The organism is Pollutimonas rozaliensis (genome assembly GCF_048751585.1).
Taxonomy (GTDB): domain Bacteria; phylum Pseudomonadota; class Gammaproteobacteria; order Burkholderiales; family Burkholderiaceae_B.
Window position 1 is genome coordinate 59,549 of the sequence record NZ_JAZHOB010000010.1, and the last position, 20,438, is coordinate 79,986.

The 20,438-nt window shown below is 59.1% G+C and carries 19 protein-coding genes and 1 tRNA gene; 10 read left to right on the forward strand and 10 right to left on the reverse strand.

Going from position 1 to position 20,438, the window contains the following annotated elements; genetic code table 11:
- Nucleotides 1–4: 4 nt before the first annotated feature.
- From V0R37_RS18460 to V0R37_RS18470, 3 genes are all read right to left on the reverse strand, one after another.
- A complete protein-coding gene (locus tag V0R37_RS18460; RefSeq protein ID WP_420375934.1) occupies nt 5–1,003 on the reverse strand; it encodes a Bug family tripartite tricarboxylate transporter substrate binding protein in 999 nt (332 codons plus the stop codon).
- Nucleotides 1,004–1,033: 30 nt separating this feature from the next.
- On the reverse strand, nt 1,034–2,302 hold the full coding sequence (locus V0R37_RS18465; RefSeq protein WP_420375935.1) for a Rid family hydrolase: 1,269 nt from the start codon (nt 2,300–2,302) through the stop codon (nt 1,034–1,036).
- A 259-nt stretch (nt 2,303–2,561) separates the two neighbouring features.
- Complete coding sequence (locus V0R37_RS18470) at nt 2,562–3,485, reverse strand: LysR family transcriptional regulator (RefSeq protein WP_420375936.1); 924 nt, start codon at nt 3,483–3,485, stop codon at nt 2,562–2,564.
- Between the two features lie 129 nt (nt 3,486–3,614).
- Between V0R37_RS18470 and leuC the strand changes: the two genes are divergently transcribed.
- Nucleotides 3,615–5,036: a 3-isopropylmalate dehydratase large subunit gene (gene leuC / locus V0R37_RS18475; RefSeq protein ID WP_420375937.1), complete on the forward strand. Its 1,422-nt coding sequence runs from the start codon at nt 3,615–3,617 to the stop codon at nt 5,034–5,036.
- Complete coding sequence (leuD, locus tag V0R37_RS18480) at nt 5,033–5,677, forward strand: 3-isopropylmalate dehydratase small subunit (RefSeq protein WP_420375938.1); 645 nt, start codon at nt 5,033–5,035, stop codon at nt 5,675–5,677. Before leuC ends, leuD begins: the two co-directional genes overlap by 4 nt.
- Before the next feature lie 59 nt (nt 5,678–5,736).
- Here leuD and V0R37_RS18485 read toward each other — a convergent pair whose 3' ends face one another.
- The gene (locus tag V0R37_RS18485) at nt 5,737–6,351 is read right to left on the reverse strand and encodes a glutathione S-transferase N-terminal domain-containing protein (RefSeq protein WP_420375939.1); all 615 of its coding nucleotides are present in this window, start codon (nt 6,349–6,351) and stop codon (nt 5,737–5,739) included.
- 273 nt (nt 6,352–6,624) lie between these two features.
- On the opposite strand from V0R37_RS18485, the gene purB reads away from it, so the two are divergent.
- Together purB and V0R37_RS18495 are read left to right on the forward strand one after the other, a co-directional pair.
- Nucleotides 6,625–8,001, forward strand: coding sequence for an adenylosuccinate lyase (purB, locus tag V0R37_RS18490; RefSeq protein WP_420375940.1), 1,377 nt, complete (start codon nt 6,625–6,627; stop codon nt 7,999–8,001).
- Nucleotides 8,002–8,113: 112 nt separating this feature from the next.
- Nucleotides 8,114–8,189, forward strand: a tRNA-Lys gene (locus V0R37_RS18495).
- 85 nt (nt 8,190–8,274) lie between these two features.
- Here the strand turns inward: V0R37_RS18495 and V0R37_RS18500 are convergent.
- The gene (locus V0R37_RS18500) at nt 8,275–8,496 is read right to left on the reverse strand and encodes a hypothetical protein (protein WP_420375941.1); all 222 of its coding nucleotides are present in this window, start codon (nt 8,494–8,496) and stop codon (nt 8,275–8,277) included.
- Nucleotides 8,497–8,641: 145 nt separating this feature from the next.
- Here V0R37_RS18500 and V0R37_RS18505 point away from each other — a divergent pair, with 145 nt between their 5' ends.
- Nucleotides 8,642–9,049 (forward strand): hypothetical protein, encoded by a 408-nt coding sequence (locus tag V0R37_RS18505; RefSeq protein ID WP_420375942.1) that lies wholly within the window; start codon nt 8,642–8,644, stop codon nt 9,047–9,049.
- Nucleotides 9,050–9,194: 145 nt separating this feature from the next.
- On the opposite strand, the gene V0R37_RS18510 is transcribed toward V0R37_RS18505, so the two are convergent.
- Both V0R37_RS18510 and V0R37_RS18515 read right to left on the reverse strand, forming a co-directional pair.
- Nucleotides 9,195–9,404, reverse strand: a complete 210-nt coding sequence (locus V0R37_RS18510; RefSeq protein WP_420375943.1) for a hypothetical protein — start codon at nt 9,402–9,404, stop codon at nt 9,195–9,197.
- 77 nt (nt 9,405–9,481) lie between these two features.
- Nucleotides 9,482–9,679: a hypothetical protein gene (locus V0R37_RS18515; protein ID WP_420375944.1), complete on the reverse strand. Its 198-nt coding sequence runs from the start codon at nt 9,677–9,679 to the stop codon at nt 9,482–9,484.
- Between the two features lie 198 nt (nt 9,680–9,877).
- Here V0R37_RS18515 and V0R37_RS18520 point away from each other — a divergent pair, with 198 nt between their 5' ends.
- Nucleotides 9,878–10,774 (forward strand): manganese catalase family protein, encoded by an 897-nt coding sequence (locus V0R37_RS18520; protein ID WP_420375945.1) that lies wholly within the window; start codon nt 9,878–9,880, stop codon nt 10,772–10,774.
- 9 nt (nt 10,775–10,783) lie between these two features.
- Here the strand turns inward: V0R37_RS18520 and V0R37_RS18525 are convergent, their stop codons facing one another.
- On the reverse strand, nt 10,784–10,978 hold the full coding sequence (locus tag V0R37_RS18525; RefSeq protein ID WP_420375946.1) for a hypothetical protein: 195 nt from the start codon (nt 10,976–10,978) through the stop codon (nt 10,784–10,786).
- 513 nt (nt 10,979–11,491) lie between these two features.
- On the opposite strand from V0R37_RS18525, the gene V0R37_RS18530 reads away from it, so the two are divergent.
- From V0R37_RS18530 to V0R37_RS18540, 3 genes are all read left to right on the forward strand, one after another.
- On the forward strand, nt 11,492–11,857 hold the full coding sequence (locus tag V0R37_RS18530; protein WP_420375947.1) for a YgiW/YdeI family stress tolerance OB fold protein: 366 nt from the start codon (nt 11,492–11,494) through the stop codon (nt 11,855–11,857).
- A 337-nt stretch (nt 11,858–12,194) separates the two neighbouring features.
- Nucleotides 12,195–12,812, forward strand: a complete 618-nt coding sequence (locus V0R37_RS18535; protein WP_420375948.1) for a TetR/AcrR family transcriptional regulator — start codon at nt 12,195–12,197, stop codon at nt 12,810–12,812.
- A 126-nt stretch (nt 12,813–12,938) separates the two neighbouring features.
- Nucleotides 12,939–13,655, forward strand: a complete 717-nt coding sequence (locus V0R37_RS18540; RefSeq protein ID WP_420375949.1) for an SDR family oxidoreductase — start codon at nt 12,939–12,941, stop codon at nt 13,653–13,655.
- Here V0R37_RS18540 and V0R37_RS18545 read toward each other — a convergent pair.
- Nucleotides 13,652–15,523: a bifunctional metallophosphatase/5'-nucleotidase gene (locus V0R37_RS18545; protein WP_420375950.1), complete on the reverse strand. Its 1,872-nt coding sequence runs from the start codon at nt 15,521–15,523 to the stop codon at nt 13,652–13,654. The genes V0R37_RS18540 and V0R37_RS18545 overlap by 4 nt on opposite strands.
- Nucleotides 15,524–15,717: 194 nt before the next feature.
- Here V0R37_RS18545 and V0R37_RS18550 point away from each other — a divergent pair, with 194 nt between their 5' ends.
- Nucleotides 15,718–18,567 (forward strand): adenosylcobalamin-dependent ribonucleoside-diphosphate reductase, encoded by a 2,850-nt coding sequence (locus V0R37_RS18550; protein ID WP_420375951.1) that lies wholly within the window; start codon nt 15,718–15,720, stop codon nt 18,565–18,567.
- Here V0R37_RS18550 and V0R37_RS18555 read toward each other — a convergent pair.
- Complete coding sequence (locus tag V0R37_RS18555) at nt 18,564–20,432, reverse strand: monovalent cation:proton antiporter-2 (CPA2) family protein (RefSeq protein ID WP_420375952.1); 1,869 nt, start codon at nt 20,430–20,432, stop codon at nt 18,564–18,566. The genes V0R37_RS18550 and V0R37_RS18555 overlap by 4 nt on opposite strands.
- Between the last annotated feature and the right edge of the window lie 6 nt (nt 20,433–20,438).

A 20,438-nucleotide genomic window follows, 5' to 3' on the forward strand; every position in this document is an offset into this window, starting at 1 on the left:
GGAATCATTCGAGCGTTATGCCGGAATCCTTGACCACGCCTTTCCATAATTCAGCTTCATTGCCGATTTTCTCCGCAAACTGACCGATGGTGCCGCCGCCGGCTTCGGCTCCCTGATTTGCCAGTGCCTGTTTCACTTCGGCAAGCTCCAGGATCGCATTCACTTCTTTATTCAGTTTTTCGATAATTGCCGGCGGCGTGCCCTGCGGTGCCAGGATGCCCGTCCACAGGCTGATGTCGTAGCCGGCAACTCCCGCTTCGGCCATGCCAGGCAGCTCTGGCAAGAGGGCGCTGCGGTCCTTGGTGGACACCGCCAGCAGCGTGATGCGATCGTTGCCTCGATGCGGAAGCACGGCGGACAGCGTCGGCATGGCTGCGTGCAGCGTGCCTCCCATCAGGTCGGTCACCACGGCGGCGCTGCCTTTATACGGAACGTGGTTCATGCTGATGCCGGACTTGGACAAAAGCAGCGCCATGGCCAGGTGGGTGGATGAGCCCACGCCGGCCGATCCATAGTTCGCCGTGTCAGGATGGCTTTTGGCATACTCCACCAGTTCCGCCATCGTGTCGGCCTTCAACGAGGGGCTGGCGGCGACGACCAGCGGCACAGTGGCCACCTGGCTCACAGGGGAAAAATCCTTTAGCGCATCGTATGAAACCTTGGGATTGACGGCAGGGTACTGCACGATCTCCGAGCTGGATCCCAGCAGCAAGGTATAGCCGTCGGGCGCCGCGCGCGCCACTTGAGCCGCCCCGATGCTGCCGCCGGCGCCGGCGCGATTTTCCACCACGACCGACTGGCCCAGCCGGGTCGACAGGTGCTGGGCCAGAATTCGTCCGACCACGTCGGAACCGCCTCCGGGCCCGAATGGCACGATTAGGCGTATCGCCTGATTGGGCCATGATTGAACTTGGTTGGCTGCGTTGGCTGCCGCAGTGGGAATTACCGCCAAGGCCAGCGCGATAACGGCAATTTTTAAACCGGGGGGGCGGGTAAGCTTCATTGTCTTCTCCTTATGGGGCGGGGTGCCTATCTATGGGGCGTAAACCCAGATTTCTGTTTGTATTACGGCCTCGCTCACCGGAAGGCGAGGTGACTTCATGCCGGTGATGGGTAAGGCAATGCCCGGCAGTGCGCGCTGCCACGCACGGCAACTGGGCAGGAAATCACGCATGTCGGTGTGCATCTGGCTGATCCTGACGACATTGCGCAAGCTGGCGCCATGAGCCTCGCATAAAGCGGCAAACGACTCGATCAGCCATGCGGTCTGCTCTTCCGCCAGACTGCCGCGGTAGCCGGACTGGCGGACCTGGGCGGCGCCGACGGCTTGGCCGTCCTGAATCGCCATCGCACCTGAGAAAGCCAGAAAATCGCCGATGCGAACCACTGCGGGATAGTTGAAGCAGTAGGCTTCCACGCATGCGGCCGTCGGCCGCATGCCGATCTCCGGCGTACCTTCATAAGCAATCAGGTTGATTTCTATGCGGGCATCCGCAATGGCGAAGCCCGGGTCGGCCGTTGGAATAATCGTTGTGGCGGGCGGGCTGCCTTCGAATGCCTTGACCCATACCTGGTTCATGGCGGGCAAATCATCCAGATCCGACAACCCTATCGTCGCTTTCCTGACATGGCGTAGCGATAGCCCGGCGGCAGCGAGTGCGGGAACGAGCTTGTTCTGAATCAGGTATTCAGTTTCCAATTGAATACGGTTGCCTTTCCATAAATGCCCCGCGGGCACTTTCGCCGAATCCGCGATGCCATCCAGGTCGCCAGGCCCTTGCGCCGCCATGAAACCGGCCACGAACACCCATCCGTTTACTTTGATGATGGGCGCGAAAGCGGATGTGGCGGGGATGTCCAGCTTTTCGGGAAATAACGTTTCGATGGGACCGGCCCGATTGGAGGCCGCGATAAGGTCCATCGCCATCGTTGTTCCGGGCTGCGCCAGCCCCGGCACCAGCAAGGAAGTGCTGGGGGCGCTTACGGAACAACGCTGCTTGCGTAATTGATGGAAAAACGGAACCGCTCGCCAGTCCGAGAAAAACTGGTCGGCGCGCACGATACGGTCGACTCCCGAGCCACCGCTATCCAACAGTGCCGCTGCCTGGCTCCATATCGATGCCGCTTCTTCCGCCGCTCGGGGAGCGTTCAGCAGCACGCTGCCGGTAGGGGGCGCCAGATCGGGAAGCAGCCCATTCAGGAAGATGAAATCCCCGGCGCTTGTGCCTGGGGCAAATTCCACGGGATCCCGCCCTACGGTATAACGCCCGAGCGGTTCGGGGGCACGGAAGGCTTGGTTCATGCTTGACTCCGGTTTGCCTTGGATGGGCGGCGTTGCCGTCAGCGCCAGGCAGGTTGTGAATCAATAAAATCCATATAATGGATATTTATTCGAAGTAGGCTGGCGCAGCCTGCGTAGCCCATCCTTCTTTAATTCAATGTTATGAAGATAGGATTACAGGGACTGAGCAAGACAAGGTCAACACCTAGTCACAATATATCCACGTATTGGATATAAATTGGCATTGAAGGATGGCGCCGCGAGGAATCCAGCGGCAAACCTACCAGCGATCCCCGATGTATACGCTGCGTTGCCGCTGATCCGCAAACCAGTCGGCCAGTTGCCCGACCAAGGCGCGGGTGCGCGCCGATAGATTCTGGCGTGTCGGATAGACGGCAACGATATTGGCCGCCGGCAGAGTCCAGCCGGTCAATACCTGCCTGAGCCGGCCCGAGCGCAGATAAGCGGCGGCTTCCCATTCGGATCTGAGCAGAATCCCATGGCCATCCAAGGCCCATTCCAGCGCGGCCGCGCCATCGTTGGTGCTGACGCGTCCGCGCACTTTCAGGGTTTCCGTTCGCGCCCCCGCCGACAAGTGCCAGCTTCCGTAGGTTTCATCGCTTTCGCGTATCACTATGCAATCGTGCGATTGCAGGTCTGAGGGGCGCATGGGTTCGCCCGCCCTTTGAAGGTACTGCGGCGAGGCACATAGCAGCCGCCGGTTGAAGGCTATGGTGCGCGTGGTCAGGCGGGAGTCGGGGATATCGCCAAAACGAATAGCAAGGTCGAACCCGTCCTCGACCAGGTTCACGGGACGGTCGCTCAGGTGCAACTGGACTTCCACTTGTGGAAAATCGCGTATGAACCGGGACACCGCCGGAACGATATGGCGCCTGCCGAAACCCAAAGTCGCATGGACCCGCAACAAGCCGCGCGGGACGGCATGGCCGCCGGCAATGGTCTGCTCCAGCACGTTCAACTCGTCGATCAAGGTCGAGCCTTCGGCCAGATAAGCCTCGCCTTCGGCGGTCAGGCTGATGCGCCGTGTCGTGCGATTCATCAGCCGGACACCCAGTCGCTGTTCCAGCGCGGCCAGCCTTTTGCTGACGGTCGACGGCGTTACACCCAATTCCTGGGCGGCTCGGGCCAAGGTGGCGTATTTTGCCACCATCACGAAAAAGCCGAGATCGGAAATGGGATCCATAGGTGTAGGGCGTAAATTGATTATGTCGTGAAAGTAAATAATGTAATGGATTTTTTGACACTATGAACTTTAATTCTCATATTATCATTGCCCTATAGCGATGTTTCCATTGAATTTTAAGGTTATGTGATGCCAGCGCGCACCTTGTATCAGAAGCTTGTGGATGCGCATACGGTGGCCAGGCTGGACGATCAGAATGTGCTGCTGTATGCCGACCTTCATTTAATGAATGAATACACCAGTCCCCAGGCGTTTGCGGGGCTGCATGAACAGGGGCGCCCCGTGTACGCTCCGGAGCAGAATGTGGCGGTGGTCAGCCACATCATTCCGACGCATCCGGTCCGGCCCCGCGTCATCGCCGATCCGGCATCCGCCCTGCAAGCCAGCAACCTGAAGCGCAACTGCCATCGCCATGGCATACCCTTGTTCGACACGAACGATGTCTTGCAGGGCATCGAGCATGTCGTCGCGCCGGAGCACGGGATGATACGGCCGGGCATGGTCGTCATTTGCGGAGACAGCCATACCACCACCTACGGCGCCCTGGGCGCCCTGGGTTTCGGCATCGGCACCTCCGACGTCGAGCATGTGCTGGCTACGCAGACCCTGGTGTATCGTCCGGCGGAAAATATGCGCATATGCGTGGATGGCCTCTTGCCCCTGGGTACCACCGCCAAGGATCTTATATTGATGATCATCAGCCGCATCGGGGCGCAGGGCGCGCGCGGCTATGTCGTCGAATTTTGCGGCTCGGCCATCGATGCGCTCTCCGTCGAGGCGCGTTTCACCTTATGCAATATGACCGTGGAAGCAGGGGCCAGGGGGGCGCTGATCGCGCCGGATAAGCGGGCGGTCGACTATGTGCTGTCCAGAGCGCCGGATATTGCCGGCGATGTGCGTCGAAAGGCTGAAGAGCATTGGGCCACGCTGGCCAGCGACGCCGATGCCATTTTCGATTGCGAGTACCGATACGATGCGGACAAGGTGGCCCCTTATGTCACTTGGGGCACCAGCCCCGACCAGGCCATGCCAATAGATGGCGCCGTGCCCATAGTCGACGACTCGACCGATGACGTAGCCCGGGCATCGATGCAGCAGGCTTTGCGGTATGCGGGGCTGCGCGGCGGCGCATCCTTGCAGGGCATGCCGGTGCAGCATGTTTTCATTGGCTCGTGCACAAACGGCCGGATTGAAGACCTTCGCGCAGTGGCTCAGGTAGTCCGGGGCAAACGGGTGGCCGACGGGGTCAGGGCGATGGTCGTTCCGGGATCCGGCGCCGTCCGTGACCAGGCCGAACAGGAAGGCATAGCCGACGTGCTCATCCGGGCGGGGTTCGAATGGCGGCAGCCCGGCTGCTCAATGTGTTTGGCAATGAACGACGACGTACTGGCCTCGGGCCAGCGCTGCGCATCGACCACCAACCGGAATTTCGAGGGACGCCAGGGACGCGGCGCCATCACGCACCTGATGAGCCCCGCCATGGCCGCCGCGGCGGCCATAACCGGCGTGATTACCGACGTTCGCACTCTTTCCACGCAGGAAGCCGTATGAATGAAAATCATTTTATTAGCGGCGTGGCGGCCCCTTTGCCACTGGCCAACCTGGACACCGACCAGATCATGCCCAAGCAATTTTTGCGCGGCATCGATAAAAACGGCCTGGACATCGGTGTTTTTTACGATATGCGCTTCGATGAGCAAGGCCGCAAGCGCGATGATTTCGTCTTGAATCGGCCGGAATATGCGCAAACCCGCGTGCTGGTGGCGGGCTCGAATTTTGGTTGTGGTTCCAGCCGCGAGCACGCCGTATGGGGCTTGCAGCAATTCGGCATACAGGCGGTGATCGCGTCCAGCTTCGCCGAGATTTTTCATGCCAACGCCATTAATAATCGGCTGTTGCCGGTGGTGTTGAGCGAGCCTGAAGTCCAGGCCATCATGGCCGACGCCAGCCGGCCTTCAACTGCCGAGGTGTCTATAAATATACAGGCCATGACTGTGCGCAGCCACAGTTGTACAGCCCCTTTTACCTTGGCCGACCGGCATCGCCATATGTTTCTGGAAGGCCTGGACATGATAGGCGCCACGCTGGAATACAAGCCCGCCATCGACGCTTTTGCACTGGAGCATTGGCAGAGTTACCCTTGGCTGAAACACGTTGCGGGTCGAACTCGCGCGCGATTGAATCAGGATTAGACAGGGATAATCCAGCCAAAAAAAGCCAGGCTTGCGCCTGGCTTTTTTTTGCGTGCGAATCAGCTTTGGGGAGGCAGCGTTGCAATGAACGAAGGCCGCGTCTGCAGCTTTTCGTCAAGCCGTTGCAGGTTTCCGTACTTGGATCGCCAATTGAGCTCGGAGAAGCGCAAGTCCAGATAACCCAGCGCACACCCGACAGCCACGTCGGCCAAACTGAAATTGACACCCATGCAGAAAGGCTGGTCGTCCAGGCTTTTATCCATGGAATCAAGCGCTACGGTTATTTTGCCGTGCTGGCGGTCTATCCATTGCTGGCTGCGCAGCTCGGCCGGACGCTTGTTGATCTCAATATTGATGGCAACCGCGGCGTCGAGAACGCCATCGGCGATGGCTTCCCAGCATTTGGTTGCCGCCCGGTCCCGGCCTTGCTGGGGAATAAGGCGGCCAACCGGCGAGAGCGTATCCAGGTATTCAACAATGACCCGGGAATCGAACAGGCTGCCGTTATCGTCCATAAGCAGACAGGGCACTTTCCCCAGGGGATTGTGGACTTGTATTTGTGTATTTTCGGCCCACACATTCTCGAGTACGAATTCGTAATCGAGTTTTTTCTCGGCCATTACGACGCGCACTTTGCGAACGTAAGGACTAGTGAGCGAACCAATAAGTTTCATGGCAAAGTTCGGAAGTTACAGGCAAAAAAAGTATAGCAGGATACCGTCGCGTATTCGGCGCGAATGAACGGACAAAACCGCCACCTAAGGGTATACCTATGCAATGTGTCGTTTATATGCTTATTCCGCCCCAAGGGTGTGACATTTCGGCCGAAGTCGAGTAAAGGGGACGTACCCATGCCGCGTCAAAGCTGTTCAGCTTTTATTCAGAATGAAAGCGGGGCGGGCCATGGATGTTAGAATCCGGGCTGGATTTTATTTATATATATCGCAATGCAAATAGCCCCGCAATTAAGCCATCTTAATGCCTTGTCGCCTCTGGATGGCCGTTACGCCGCCAAAGGACAGGTACTACGCCATACCTTGTCCGAAGCGGCTTTCATGGCCCATCGAGTCGAAGTCGAGGTTGCCTGGCTGGTGGGCCTATCGGAAGCCGGCCTGCCCGAGCTGCGGCCTTTCTCCGCCGAATCCAAAGCTTTGCTGAAAACGCTGGTCGACGATTTCTCGGAAGACGATGCGGCGCGCATCAAGGAAATTGAAAAGACCACCAATCATGATGTCAAGGCGGTCGAGTACTGGCTGAAAGACCGCGTGGCGGGTAACGCGCAACTGGCCGCCGCGGCCGAGTTCATTCATTTCGCCTGCACGTCCGAAGACATCAACAATACGTCCCATGCCCTGATGCTGACGCGCGCGCGTTCCGAGTTCATCGTGCCGCGCCTGACCGAGCTGTGCGAGCACCTGAAGACGCTGGCGCGCCAGTTCGCCGACCAGCCCATGCTGTCGCGCACGCATGGCCAGCCGGCCAGCCCCACCACCCTGGGCAAGGAATTCGCCAATGTGGCGGCCCGCCTCGACCGCGCCATTGCCGCCGTCAAGGCCGTGCAACCCCTGGCCAAGATGAATGGCGCCACGGGCAACTACAACGCCCACATGTCGGCGTATCCGGAAATCGACTGGCCGGCTTTCAGCGCCGGCGTGCTTGCCAGTCTGGGGCTGGAACAAAACCCGTATTCCATACAGATCGAACCGCATGACTGGATGGCCGCCCTGTTCGATGCCGTGGCGCGTGCCAATACCATCATTCTGGACCTGAATCGAGACATCTGGGGCTATATAGCGCTGGGCTACTTCAAGCAGCGCCTGAAAGACGGCGAGGTCGGCTCATCGACCATGCCGCACAAGGTCAATCCCATCGATTTCGAGAACTCCGAAGGCAACCTGGGACTGGCCAACGCCGTGCTGCGGCACCTGTCCGAAAAACTGCCCGTATCGCGCTGGCAGCGCGACCTGACCGACTCCACCGTATTGCGCAATCTGGGCGTGGCCTTCGGCTACTGCGCCGTATCCTACGATGCCTGCCTGCGCGGCCTGCATAAGCTGGAGTTGAATGCGGCGGCCATCAACGAGGACATCGACAACTGCTGGGAAGTCCTGGCCGAACCCGTCCAGACGGTCATGCGACGCTATGGCCTGCCTCAGCCGTATGAGCAACTGAAGGCGCTGACGCGCGGCAAAGGCATCAACCGCGAAGGGCTGACCGAGTTCATTGGCGGCCTCGATCTGCCCGCGGAACCCAAGGCCCGCCTGCTGGCCATGACCCCGCGCAGCTACGTCGGCCTGGCCGCCGAATTGGCCAGGAAAATTTAATCGTATTTGCGTCGGACTGCGCGCAGCCGGCGCTTCCGATTATTGCGTTTTTTGTATTTTTTTCTTGTCGCGAAGGTCTTTTTCGAGTTAGAATCTTTTTCTTTGCAGCGATGGGCTGTTAGCTCAGTTGGTAGAGCAGCGGACTCTTAATCCGTAGGTCGACAGTTCGAGCCTGTCACAGCCCACCAGTAATATCAAGCACTTAGGCCAATTCTTCGGAGTTGGCCTTTTTGTTTTTAGGGTCTTTCCGGCATGCTGCCCGGCAGCCCAGGTCTATTCAGCTATTTGATCGAAGCTTACCGAGGCAGGATCAATGCCACCGTTGCGAAGACGAACATCGATATCCTCTTGGGCACCCTGCGGGGTATTCACGGCCGGCAAACCGAGCTTACCGGCCAGCGCTATCTTGGCCTGTTCCAAGCTTGTAATAGAGCCATCCAGAAGCGCGACTCCTTCATCACTATCGGTCTGCCGAAACTGAACTTGCGTTTTCATCGCGTCTCCTTGTGTTGATCTCTGCATGGTAGGCAACCCCCAGCAAGTTCAATGCCGGTTAATTTTCGTAGACGCGATAGAGAGATGCAATACGGTGCTACGCAGGCACGCCAAATGCTTGATCCAGAACTCCTCGGAGTCAGCCATGACGGATATAAATGACTTGCAAGAGGCCATGCGCGCTTGGCGAATGGCGTTCACGGCGATGTCGGACTATTTCAAAAACAACGACATCCTCGACCCGGCTTGCCTGAAGCGTTGGGCGGAACTGGAAGCAGCGCAGAATGAAGCCCACGCCGAGGTGGAGTGTTTGGTGCAGTCCTGTCGTAGCCAAGGTCGAAATGGAGCGGCAAAGGCGAAGAATGCGTTTGAGTATAAAGGACGTACCGTAGAGATTGTTTCCACGGACCTGGCCGGTGGAGGCCATGGCTTTGGCCTGAAGATTGATGGCGCTGCCATAAATCGAGGTGGCTATGACCCATCTAAATCGGCGGACGAGGCGGTTGAAGAAGGCGTGCACTGGGCGAAGGAATACATCGACTCGTTGCCTTGACTTATGGAACGCGCGCTAGCCGCTTATTTGGGCTGGGCAACAGACGACCTGGCCGATCATGCGAAGGCAGTAGCCGCGTTTGTGTACTACATCAAGACGGCGATTGGGCATGTTGGCCCAACCGACCATTTGGAGCATTGAAACCTTAGGGCGACGATGGCGTACTGTCGTCTTGCCATTTGATTTTCATGTCCCTGACCAGATCCTGAGCGATGCGCAATACTTCTTGCTTGGGCGGGTCGTTCTCGTTCTCCATCAGCGCGAAAAGCGAATCCACAGCCTGCAATATGGCTCTGACGTTGCCCCAATGCGCTTTTTGGATCTGGCTATATTCGAATAGTTCTTTATCGGTCACGGGGTTGAATCTCCTTAGGTTCTTCTAGCAGATATCAGTGTTCCGATTCTGTAAAGGCGCTTCTCGCGCATGCCGCGTTATTCGCTATGGCTCTTTAGCACCGGCCACGCCGCAAAGGCGAATACCCATAAGGCGATCAGATTCACCATCGGGATAAAAGCCAGGATCACCCAGGCCCGGTTGTAGCCCGCTTTTCCTAGAATCACCGCGGCGGGTATGCCAATAAGCACAAGATAACCCGCCAGTGAAAAGAGCATGCCGGAGCCGTTCATCATTCCCATTGCTTACCCCTTTAGGTCCAATTCAATGACCATGTCATTAAAGCATTAGTGTGCCTGCTTTTAATAGACAGCTGCGGGAAAACGCCGGGAGCCAATGGCGATTTGGCCGAAGACAGGCACATTCTTTGCTATGCGAGGAAGCGCTCTATCTTGGATTTTCCCGGAACGAGTACTTCTCAAGGAGGGTCACATATGTTTGCTCATAACAAGCGTTTGCAGTACACCGTCAGGGTGGAGAAGACGAACCCGGGCTTGGCTAATTTGCTGCTGGAGCAGTTCGGCGGTCCTCAAGGCGAACTAGCCGCCGCCTGTCGCTATTTCACCCAATATATCGGGGAAGACGACCCCGGGCGCAAGGATATGCTCATTGATATCGCCACCGAGGAACTCAGCCATCTGGAAATCATTGGGCATCTGGTGGCCATGCTCAATAAGGGGGCCAAGGGAGAACTGGCCGAGGCGGTCGATAACGAGGCGGAGCTCTACCAAAAATTGCACGGCGCCGGCAATGATTCGCACGTCACTCAAGTTTTGTATGGCGGTGGACCCGCTTTGACCAATTCCGGCGGCCAGCTGTGGACGGCGGGTTATATCGACTCCATCGGCGAACCTACCGCTGATCTGCGTTCGAACATCGCTGCGGAAGCAAGGGCGAAAATTATCTACGAGCGTCTCATCAATGTCACGGACGACCCCGGAGTAAAAGATGCTCTGATTTTTTTGATGACTCGGGAAGCGGCACACCTGAAGTCGTTTGAAAAGGCCTTGTATTCGATTTCGCCGAACTTTCCTCCCGGAAAGCTGCCGCCCGACCCGGAATTTTCCGATACTTATTTCAATCTATCCCAAGGGGAAGGCGAAACGGAAGGGCCATGGAATAGCGAGGCCAATTTCAGACGAATCGACAAATGGGATGAGATGTCGGCGGTGGATGGGGGCGACGGGTCTGCTTCGGTGAATTTAGGCGAGAAGGAGGCGCAAATGGTAAAGGCCATGGCCGTCAGAACAGCCTCGGATCCGATGTCCGATCCCGTAACAGGAGCTGAACTTGGCAGCGGTGAAGATATTGATGACGACGCGCTGCTTTAACTCCCCCCGTCAATCGCCCAGCTCTATTCCCCGATCCAGCGGTCCGGCCTTGGTCTGGCCGCTTTTCTTTTTGGCGGTTGATGCCTCTTCCCGTTCGGGATGCAAATGGTTCTTGGCGGCGCTATCTCGTGCGTCGTTATGCGGCTTCTGCCTGCCTGCAAGCGAAATTTCCGTTTCGCCCGGCTCGATTTTGGCTTGAGTCATGTGTGCTCCTTCATTGGGTTCAATTGCGGCGGAAGGAGCAATTTCCATGCCTGAGGCTGGCACATGCGGCCGCCAGCCAACACGCTTTCAGAGGGTGTGGCGAGCAAGCCTATGAGGTGGATTAGTCGAGGAATTACCGTGACCTATTCTGTTACGTCCGCTCATACGGACGCTGCATGGGCACCCTACAATCGGTTCGTTAATCACTTTCTCGTTGAACCATGAAAATTTTGATAACGATGGTAGGCATTGCGCTGCTTGCTGGTTGCTCGGTCCGCACACCTGGCGCTTCAGTGTCCATCGGCACTGGCTGGGGCTATGATGATGGCTACTATCGCAGCGGCTATTATCATGACCATCGCGGCGATGGGTATTTCTGCCCTCCGGGGCAGGCAAAGAAGGGCAGATGCTAGCAGGGCGCCTGCCCGCCGCTTGGCTTCCAAAGCAGGCAAGCGTACATTAGCCGCATGCTTGCCGGTGTTGTCACTATCGCCGTCAGTCCCAGGAGATCGTATGTCCGCACGTTTCAACGTACTTAGCCTTTTAGCGCCGGCAATGCTAGCCGGTGCTCTTGCCTTGCCCGCGTATGCGCAATATTCGGGACCCTCGACCATTAAAGAGGGGACGGTCGCAGGGATACTCGCGAATCCTGTGGATGATCAGGCCGTGCAGTTGCAGGGCCATTTGCTGCGGCGAACCGCCAACGACAAATACATCTTTTCGGACGGCACAGGCGAGATTGTCGCGGAGATCAAGGATAAGCGCTTTCCCGCCCAACCCGTGGATGAAAAAACAAAAGTCGAACTTGTTGGCGAGGTGGATACCGGCTTGACCCGGCCGCCCGAAATCGAAGTGGATTCCATGCGGGTGGTCCAGTAGCACGATGCGGCTTTGCATGGCCTAAACTTAATTTGCAGCCAAGCTGGATTTTTTCGGGACGTGTACCGGGTATTTTCCTATTGGCGGTTTCTATGCTGCATAAGCTTACGCTCTCGCCATTGCAGGCAAGCGGAAATGCCGATTACGAGGGTGCCAAGTGCGCACAGAAGCAGGGGGATGCTGCCTGGGCTCATACATGCTCCATCCAAGGTAGGGTTGCTGTTAAGGTTTGAGACCTTTGGTAGCAAGAAATGTTCCCGCCAGCCTGGATAAACTCCTTGACCGCCTGCTTTCCGCACGATTAATATGATTACCATCATATTTTAAATCAGTCGCCGTGGAAGCCAAATACAGCCGTAAAGAAGCCACCCATAAACGTATTGTCGAAGTGGCCGCCCGGGCCATACGGCGGGGCGGCTATGGTGGCGTCGGCGTGGCCGACATCATGAAAGAGGCCGGCCTGACGCATGGCGGCTTCTATGCGCACTTCCCGTCGCGCGATGCCATGCTGGCCGAGGCGGTTGAATATGCCGGGGAACAGGTTTTGCAGCTATATGCGGAGCGAACCCGGGAATTGCGCAAGAAAGGTGCAAGCCCGTTTCGCGCTTTGGTCGAGAGCTATTTGTCCGAACGGCATCTCGACGCCCTGGAAAATGGCTGTCCGATCGCGGCCCTGGCGTCCGACATGCCGCGGCAGGCGCCGCAGGTCCAGGCCGCTTCGCGGGAACGCGTGCACATCATGTTCAATGTGGTCAGGCGGGTATTGCCAGATCATGTCGACCCTGATCAGTCCGCGGTGATTGCCAGCACCCTGGTGGGGACTTTGTCTCTGGCCCGCGCTTTGGGCGGCGGGCCGGAAAGCAAAGCACTGCTGGCTGGCAGTCGCGATGCCTTGTTGGCGCGATACGACAAATCCGACGACTCAATCGCTGGGGACAGCGGATCGGGCAATTAAAAAGGCGGTTCGTTGACGCGGTGCCAAGGATTTCCTTCACCCTTGAATATGATGATCGTCATATACAAGGGCGATTTTCAGATTACCCGCGCCTATCCGGCGTATTGTGTTCAAGGAGAAATCATCATGGATATCAAAAATTCCGTAGTACTGATCACGGGCGCCAACCGAGGCCTGGGCCTGGCTTTTGCCAAGGAAGCGCTGGCTCGGGGAGCCCGCCGGGTCTATGCGGCCGCGCGCGACCCGTCCACGGTAACGCAGCAAGGCGTTGTCCCTTTACGCCTGGATGTGACCGACGCGGCCCAGGTCAGCGCCGCCGCCGATCTTTGCGGCGACGTAAGCCTGCTCATCAACAATGCCGGCATAGCCAGCCTGGGCGGATTTCTGGCGGAAGACAGCATCGAGTCGACACGCCGACATATGGAAACCAATTTTTTCGGCATGCTGGCAATGGCCCGGGCTTTTGCTCCCATTCTGGCCCGCAATGGCGGCGGGGCGATGCTGAATGTATTGTCGGCCTCTAGCTGGACAAACCTGCCCAGTCTTGCTACGTATGGCGCTTCCAAGTCGGCGGCCTGGTCGTTGACCAATGGCTTGCGCCATGAGCTGCACGAGCAGGGCACTCAGGTGCTGGGCCTGCATGTGTCGTTCGTGGATACCGACCTGACGCGTGGCTTGGACGTGCCCAAGGTAGCGCCCGCGGCTGTCGCCAGCCTGGCGCTGGACGGTATTGCCGCGGGTGCGCAGGAAATATTGGCGGACGATCGCACGCGGCAGGTGAAGCGCGGCCTTTCGGCGGAGCCGGCCATTTATCTAAGCTATCCACACAGGGCGGTTGCCTAGCGTCTGCCGATAAAGGCCTGTGTGCTGTAGTGCTCTGTCGGCAGTCGCTTTAACTGTTTTCCCATTGCCGTGAAATGCTGCAAATACTCCAGCAGCGCTTCCGCCTGGTCCAGCTCCACATCCAGGCGATGTTCGTGTTTGATGCGCTTGAAGGCGGTGTAATGATCCTGTCCGTCGGCAAGGAAATTGGTCGTGGCGACGTTATAGATCTTGTTCATGTCGAAAGGGATATAGCGGCCGTGGGCTGTTCTGACTTCCATGTTCAGGAAGCGCTGGCCTTTGGGACGGCGCGCATCCAACGTCCAACGCAAGCCCGCAGCATAGGGATAGGCGCCTGTCGCGGGCCTGAGGCTAAGGACGGCGGCCATTGCGTCCTCCAGCGCCGCCTTGATTTGCGCACCGGTGGCCCTTAGCAACACCAGCGTGTTGCTGAACGGCATTATCGAGTACACGTCCTTGACTGTGATCGGGCCTTCAGGCACGTCTATACGCACGCCGCCGCCGTTCTGTATGGAAAGATCGGCATCGAAGAAGGCTTTCCCTTGCCGCAGGAGAGATTCGGCGACGATTTGCTGAATATCCCCGCCATGCGAGGCAGTGTGCGCATCATCATTGCATTGAGCCCCCTGGGGCGATTGGCTATTGCCGTATTCAGTCCCCGGTATGCGGCGCGAGCATAGAACGGATGCGGAAGTGGCGACAATCGAAGAGCCGAAAGCGTCTTTCGCCGCCTTGTGGGGCGCCAGCACGGCTGCGGCGGCATCGTCGGGCCTGGTCGGGCGAAACACGCCGGCACGGCCGATGTCGGTCCGGATCGCGTCATATTCGGCCTCGGTCAGGGGTAGTGTCTTGGGATCGTTGCGTGACAGGGTATTGCCCAGCAAAATATGGGGCATGCCGGAGCAGCGGGCAAGGTCTCCGGCTTCGTCGAATTCCAGCCGAAGTTCGCCTACAACATGGGAATAGTGCCCCGCCTGGGCGATACAGACGGGTTTGCCGTCCGCGCTCTTGCCCAGGGTGGGGTAGGGGCCTTCGGGAGTCAGGCCGTAGCGTGCCAGGCTTGCAGGTCCCAGCAAGGAATGCGAGTCTCCGCCCACGATCGCATCGACGCCGCTCAGGCGGCTGGCCAGCCGCAGGTCGGCCTGGTAGCCCTGATGGGTTTGGAGTACGATTTTATTGATGCCTTGCGCAATCAACTTGTCGATTTCCGCTTGGGCCGTGATCGCTTCGTCCAGGAACTCGGTGTCGGCGTCCGGGCGCGACGAGCGCTTGGTTTTATCGGCAATGGTAATGCCGATAAAGCCTATCTTCCGTCCCTCGCGTTCGACTATGGCCGATGGCGCAACATAGGCTGGCGCGATGGCCGGATTCAATGGGGAATTTGCGCCGAACCGGACGTTGGCGCCAAGGACGGCGGTACGGCAATCTCCGGCGCTCAGGAAGTCCAGAAATTTTTTCAGGCCGGCATCCCCGGCGTCGAACTCATGGTTGCCCAAGGTAAGCGTGTCGAAGCAAACGGTGTTCATCATGTCGGCGTCCGCTTTGCCGCCCGTCAATGAAAAATAGAGATCGCCGGTCAGGGCATCGCCCGCGTGTATCTTGATGGCATTGGGCTTGCTGAGACCCAGTTCTCGCATTGCCGCCGACACACGTGCGAATCCGCCTAAGGGAACACGGATTTTTTCCCGTGTATCGGCTGCGGTTTTCAAGGACAGGGTAATGGATTCTTCATCCAGATGGGAATGATGGTCGTTGATGTGCAGCAGGGTGATCGACAGGTTTTTCCGGTCATGGGACTGCGTTATCGGATCGGGCTGCGCATGGCCGCAGGCCGCAAGCATGGCAGTGACGGACAATGTCCCAGCCATGTATGCGGATCGGTATTTTCCGGGCCTTGTCAGGTGGCGGAAACATGAATGAGGCAGGTGCATGAAGGCAGCCATATCTTCTTAATGGATATCAAGGGTGGACGAGGCTCGATATGATATCTTGCTGACGCAACATCGTTATTTCCGCAACTGGCGCTCATCTGCGGCGCGTTGCGGGCACCAAGGAATTTATCATGCAACACATGGAAAGCACTGCCATCGCCCTGGCGGAACCACAAGCCATTTCCACCGAGGTTCTTCTCGAAAAATACGCCAAGGGAAACGAAGCCGGTATTACCGAGGTTCGCGCGCGGGTGGCCACCGCTCTTGCGCAGGTCGAAGAGCCCAAGCAGCGCAAAAAATACGCAGAGGAATTTTTATGGGCCATGCAGCATGGCTTCATTCCGGCGGGGCGGGTAAACAGCGCCGCCGGCACCGAGTTGCAAAGCACGTTGATCAATTGCTTTGTTCAACCCGTGGGCGACTCCATTACCGAGGATGTCGACGGCAAACCGGGCATCTACACGGCGTTGGCGCAAGCCGCGGAGACCATGCGGCGCGGGGGCGGGGTGGGGTATAACTTTTCCGCCATCCGCCCCCGGGGGGCACGGGTCAAGGGAACCGGCAGCAGCGCCTCGGGACCCATCTCGTACATGCGAGTGTTCGACCGTTCATGCGAGACCGTTGAATCGGCGGGCGCCCGGCGCGGCGCGCAGATGGCGGTCCTTAACGTCACCCATCCCGATGTCATGGAATTCATCACGGCCAAGCAGGAGCGCGGCCAGTTGAACAACTTCAACGTTTCCGTCGGCGTCAGCGACGAGTTCATGAGGGCGGTCGAATCCGACGGCCCCTTTGAGCTGGCGCATACCGCGGAGCCCAGCCTCGAACTGAAGGACAAGGGCGCTTATCTGCGCGGGGACGGCTTGTGGGTATACAGAACGGTGCAGGCACGCGAAGTCTGGGATCTGATCATGCAAAGCACCTACGCGGCGGCCGAGCCTGGCGTGCTGTATCTGGACCGCATCAACGCCGAGAACAACCTGGCATACTGCGAAACCATCGAAGCCACCAACCCTTGCGGCGAACAGCCCCTGCCCGATTATGGCTGCTGCTGCCTGGGCAGCCTGAACTTGACCGCGTATGTCACTTCGCCATTCACCGACAAGGCGGGGTTCGATTTCCCGAAAATGAAGAAGGCGGCCCGCCTGGCCGTGCGCATGCTGGACAATGTGCTGATTGCCACCAAGTGGCCTCTGGAAGAACAGCAGCTCGAAGCCGACGCCAAGCGCCGCCTGGGCCTGGGGTTTACGGGCTTGGGCGATACGCTGATCATGATGGGCCTGCGCTACGATTCCGAACAGGGCCGGCGGATGGCGGCCGATATGGCCCGCGAAATGCGCGATGCGGCTTACGAGGCATCGATTGAACTGGCCCGAGAGCGCGGCGCCTTCCCCTTGCTGGACGCCGAACAGTATCTGCAAGGCGGTTTCGCCGCGCGCCTGCCCGATGCTCTGAAGAAAGCCATTCGCGAGCATGGCATACGCAACTCGCACCTGACATCGATTGCCCCTACCGGGACGATATCGCTGGCTTTCGCCGACAATGCCTCCAATGGCATAGAGCCGGCCTTCTCCTGGTACTACACCCGAAGCAAGCGCATGTCCGATGGAGGCAAGAAAGACTATACGGTGGAAGACCACGCCTATCGGGTGTACCGCGCCATGGGTGGAAACACCGACAGCCTGCCCGATGCCTTCGTGTCGGCGCTGGATATTTCGGCCATCGACCATATGCTGATGGTGGCGGCTGTGGCGCCGTACGTCGATGCGGCAATTTCAAAAACCGTCAATGTTCCGGCCGATTATCCTTACGACGATTTCAAGAATCTGTACTTGCAGGCTTGGCACAAGGGCCTGAAGGGCATCACCACATACCGTCCCAACGCCATACTGGGCGCCGTCCTGTCCGTGCCCGCGGACGCCCAGGCCGGCGCGCCCGCGCCCATCACGCTGTCGGAGCAGGATAAGCGCCTGGTGCTGACCGAGGTGGCCATGTCGCCGCCGCTTGCATCCTTGCGCTGGCCATCGCGGCCCGCCCTGCCGGCCGGGGCGGCGGGTTGGATCAGTGAAACCATACATACTCCCCAGGGCGAATTCGCCGTCGCGGTGGCGGACCATGACAGCGTCCCGTTCGAAGTCTGGGTGCTGGGTGGGCAGCCGCCGCGGGGGCTGGATGCCATCGCGAAAACCTTGTCGACCGACATGCGGGCCAACGATCGCGGATGGCTGCGCAAGAAGCTGTCGGTGCTGACGCATGCCTACGGAGACGGATTTCAGATGCCCATGCCGCCGGGCGGCAAACAGGTCCAGGTGCCCAGCGCGACCGCGGCACTGGCCAAGCTGGTCGAATGGCGCTACAACGACCTGGACGCGCTGAGCGCGCGGGAAGGCGATCCTTCGCCCGTGCTGAACGCCTTGTTTGCGCCGCACGAACCGAAAACCGGCACGGACGGCACGCTGGCCTGGGTGGCCGATGTCCGTAACCCATCCACCGACGACGATTTCGTCCTGATGCTGAAGGAGCTGCAGATGCCCGATGGCAGCCGCCGCCCCTACAGCATGTGGTTGACCGGTGCGCATCCGCGCGCGCTTGATGGGCTGTGCAAGCTGCTGAGCCTGGACATGCGTGTGGTGGACCCCGCCTGGATAGGCATGAAGCTGCGCAAACTGCTGAATTATGCCGAGCCGCGCGGCGATTTTCTGGCCCGGGTCCCCGGCAGCGAAAGGCAGGCCAACTATCCTTCCACCGTGGCCTATGTGGCGCAACTGGTCATACATCGTTATGCCATGCTGGGCATCTTGACCGAAGAGGGCATGCCGATCAACGCCATGGGTGTGGTGGCCGACGAGCCGCGGCATAGGACGGCCATGGCCCCCGCCATGGTGGGCAAGCGCTGCGCCGAATGCGGCAACCATGCCGTCATCAAGAAGGACGGCTGCGAGTTCTGCACGGTGTGCGGGGCGATAGGGGCCTGCGGCTAAGCCGGCTTGCCATCCGTGTGGCCCGATGCCGGCGCGGCGGCGCCGGCATCGGGCTCGTCCAACATCGACTGGATGTCGGCGGCCAGCAGCTCGTTCATGCGATCGCTGGTTTCCTTGCTGGCAATCACGAAGCGCTCTTCATCGCTCCAGACCTCCGCCAATGCCTTGAACATTTTTTCGTCATGGTGGCGGAACAATCGCGCGGCGCGCGTTGCTTGCGGTTTGCGCATGCCCAGCGCCTCCAGCGCCTGGGCGCCCAGGGTAAGTCCGGCTTCGAATGTTTCTCTTTCCACCGCATGAGCTCCCTTGTCCAGCAGGCGGTAGGCATGCCGCCTGTCGTAGGCGCGCGCCAGTATCTTCAGGTTCGGAAAATGGCGGGCGGCCAGCTCGACCAGCTTTTCCGCCTGGTCGCGGTCGTCGATGGCGACAATCAGCAGCTTGGCTTCGGCGGCGCCCGAGGCGCGCAACAGATCCAGCCGCGTCGCGTCGCCGTAATACACCCGGCGCCCGAACCGGCGCACCAGCTCGACCTGTTCGGCGCTGGAATCCAGTGTCGAAGTCTTGAAACCATTGACGATCAACAGGCGCGCGGCAATCTGGCCGAAACGCCCGAATCCGGCAACGACGACATCGGGACGCTCATCGAAGGATTCGTTTTCAGGCTGTTCGGAGCTTGAGGAAAGGCTTAGCGAACACCAGCGCTTGTAGGCTAACAGGGTTATCGGCGTCAGAGCCATGGAAAGCGCCACGGCGGCCACGGTCAGGGCAGAGAGTTCGGCGGCGATGAGACCCGAGGCCACGGCGATTCCAAGCAATACGAACGCAAATTCGCCGCCCTGGGCCAGCGCGACCGCGGTGAGCGAGGCTGCCCGGCCTTGCATTCCGAATAGGCGCGCGACGATGTAGACGACCAAGGCCTTGATGACCATGAGGCCGGCCACGAATAGCGCCAATCGCATGGGCTGCTCCCAAACCAGTTGCAGGTTGATGCCGGCGCCCACGGAAATGAAGAACAGCCCCAGCAGCAGCCCGCGGAATGGCTCTATGTCGCCCTCGAGTTCGCGCCGGAACTCGCTGTCGGCCAGCACCACGCCTGCCAGGAAGGCGCCCAGCGCCGGCGACAGGCCTACGGCTTCCATCAGCAGGGCGACGGCAATGACCAGGAGCAGCGCCGAGGCGGTGAATATTTCACGCGATCGGGTCTGGGCGATAAAGCGAAAAGCGGGGCGGGTCAGATAGCGGCCCGCGCCGATTATCAACAGCACTGCCGCAAGAACCGCAAGCGCCTGAATCCAGGCGGGATAGGCATCGAGCAAGCCGTGTCCCGGCATGTCCTGGCCCATGCTTCCCACGGCCAATAAAGGCAAGGCGGCAAAAATGGGAATCGTGGCGACATCTTGAAATAGAAGGATGCCGAAGGCGGCGGTGCCCGCGGATGTGTGCTGCAGCCCTTTTTCCTGAAAGGTCTGCAGCACGATAGCCGTGGACGAAAGCGATAGGCAAAGGCCCAGCGCCAATGCCGGCCGCCAGTCCAGACCCGCCGCCATGCCCGCCGCCGCGAGCGCTGCGCTGGTGGCGATTACCTGTGCGCCTCCCAGGCCGAAAAACACGCCGCGCATATTCCAGAGCACGGCGGGGCGTACTTCCAGGCCGATCAGAAACAGCATGATGACCACGCCGAATTCCGCAAAATGCATGATATCGGTTTGGTCGCCCACAAGGTGGAGGACGAAAGGCCCGATCAGCAGGCCGGCGATCAGATAGGCCAGGACCGATCCCAGCCCCAATCGTTGAGCGATCGGAACCGAAATCACGCCGGCCGTCAGGTAGACGAAGGCCAGCCACAACAAGCTTGTGCTTTCCATATTGGT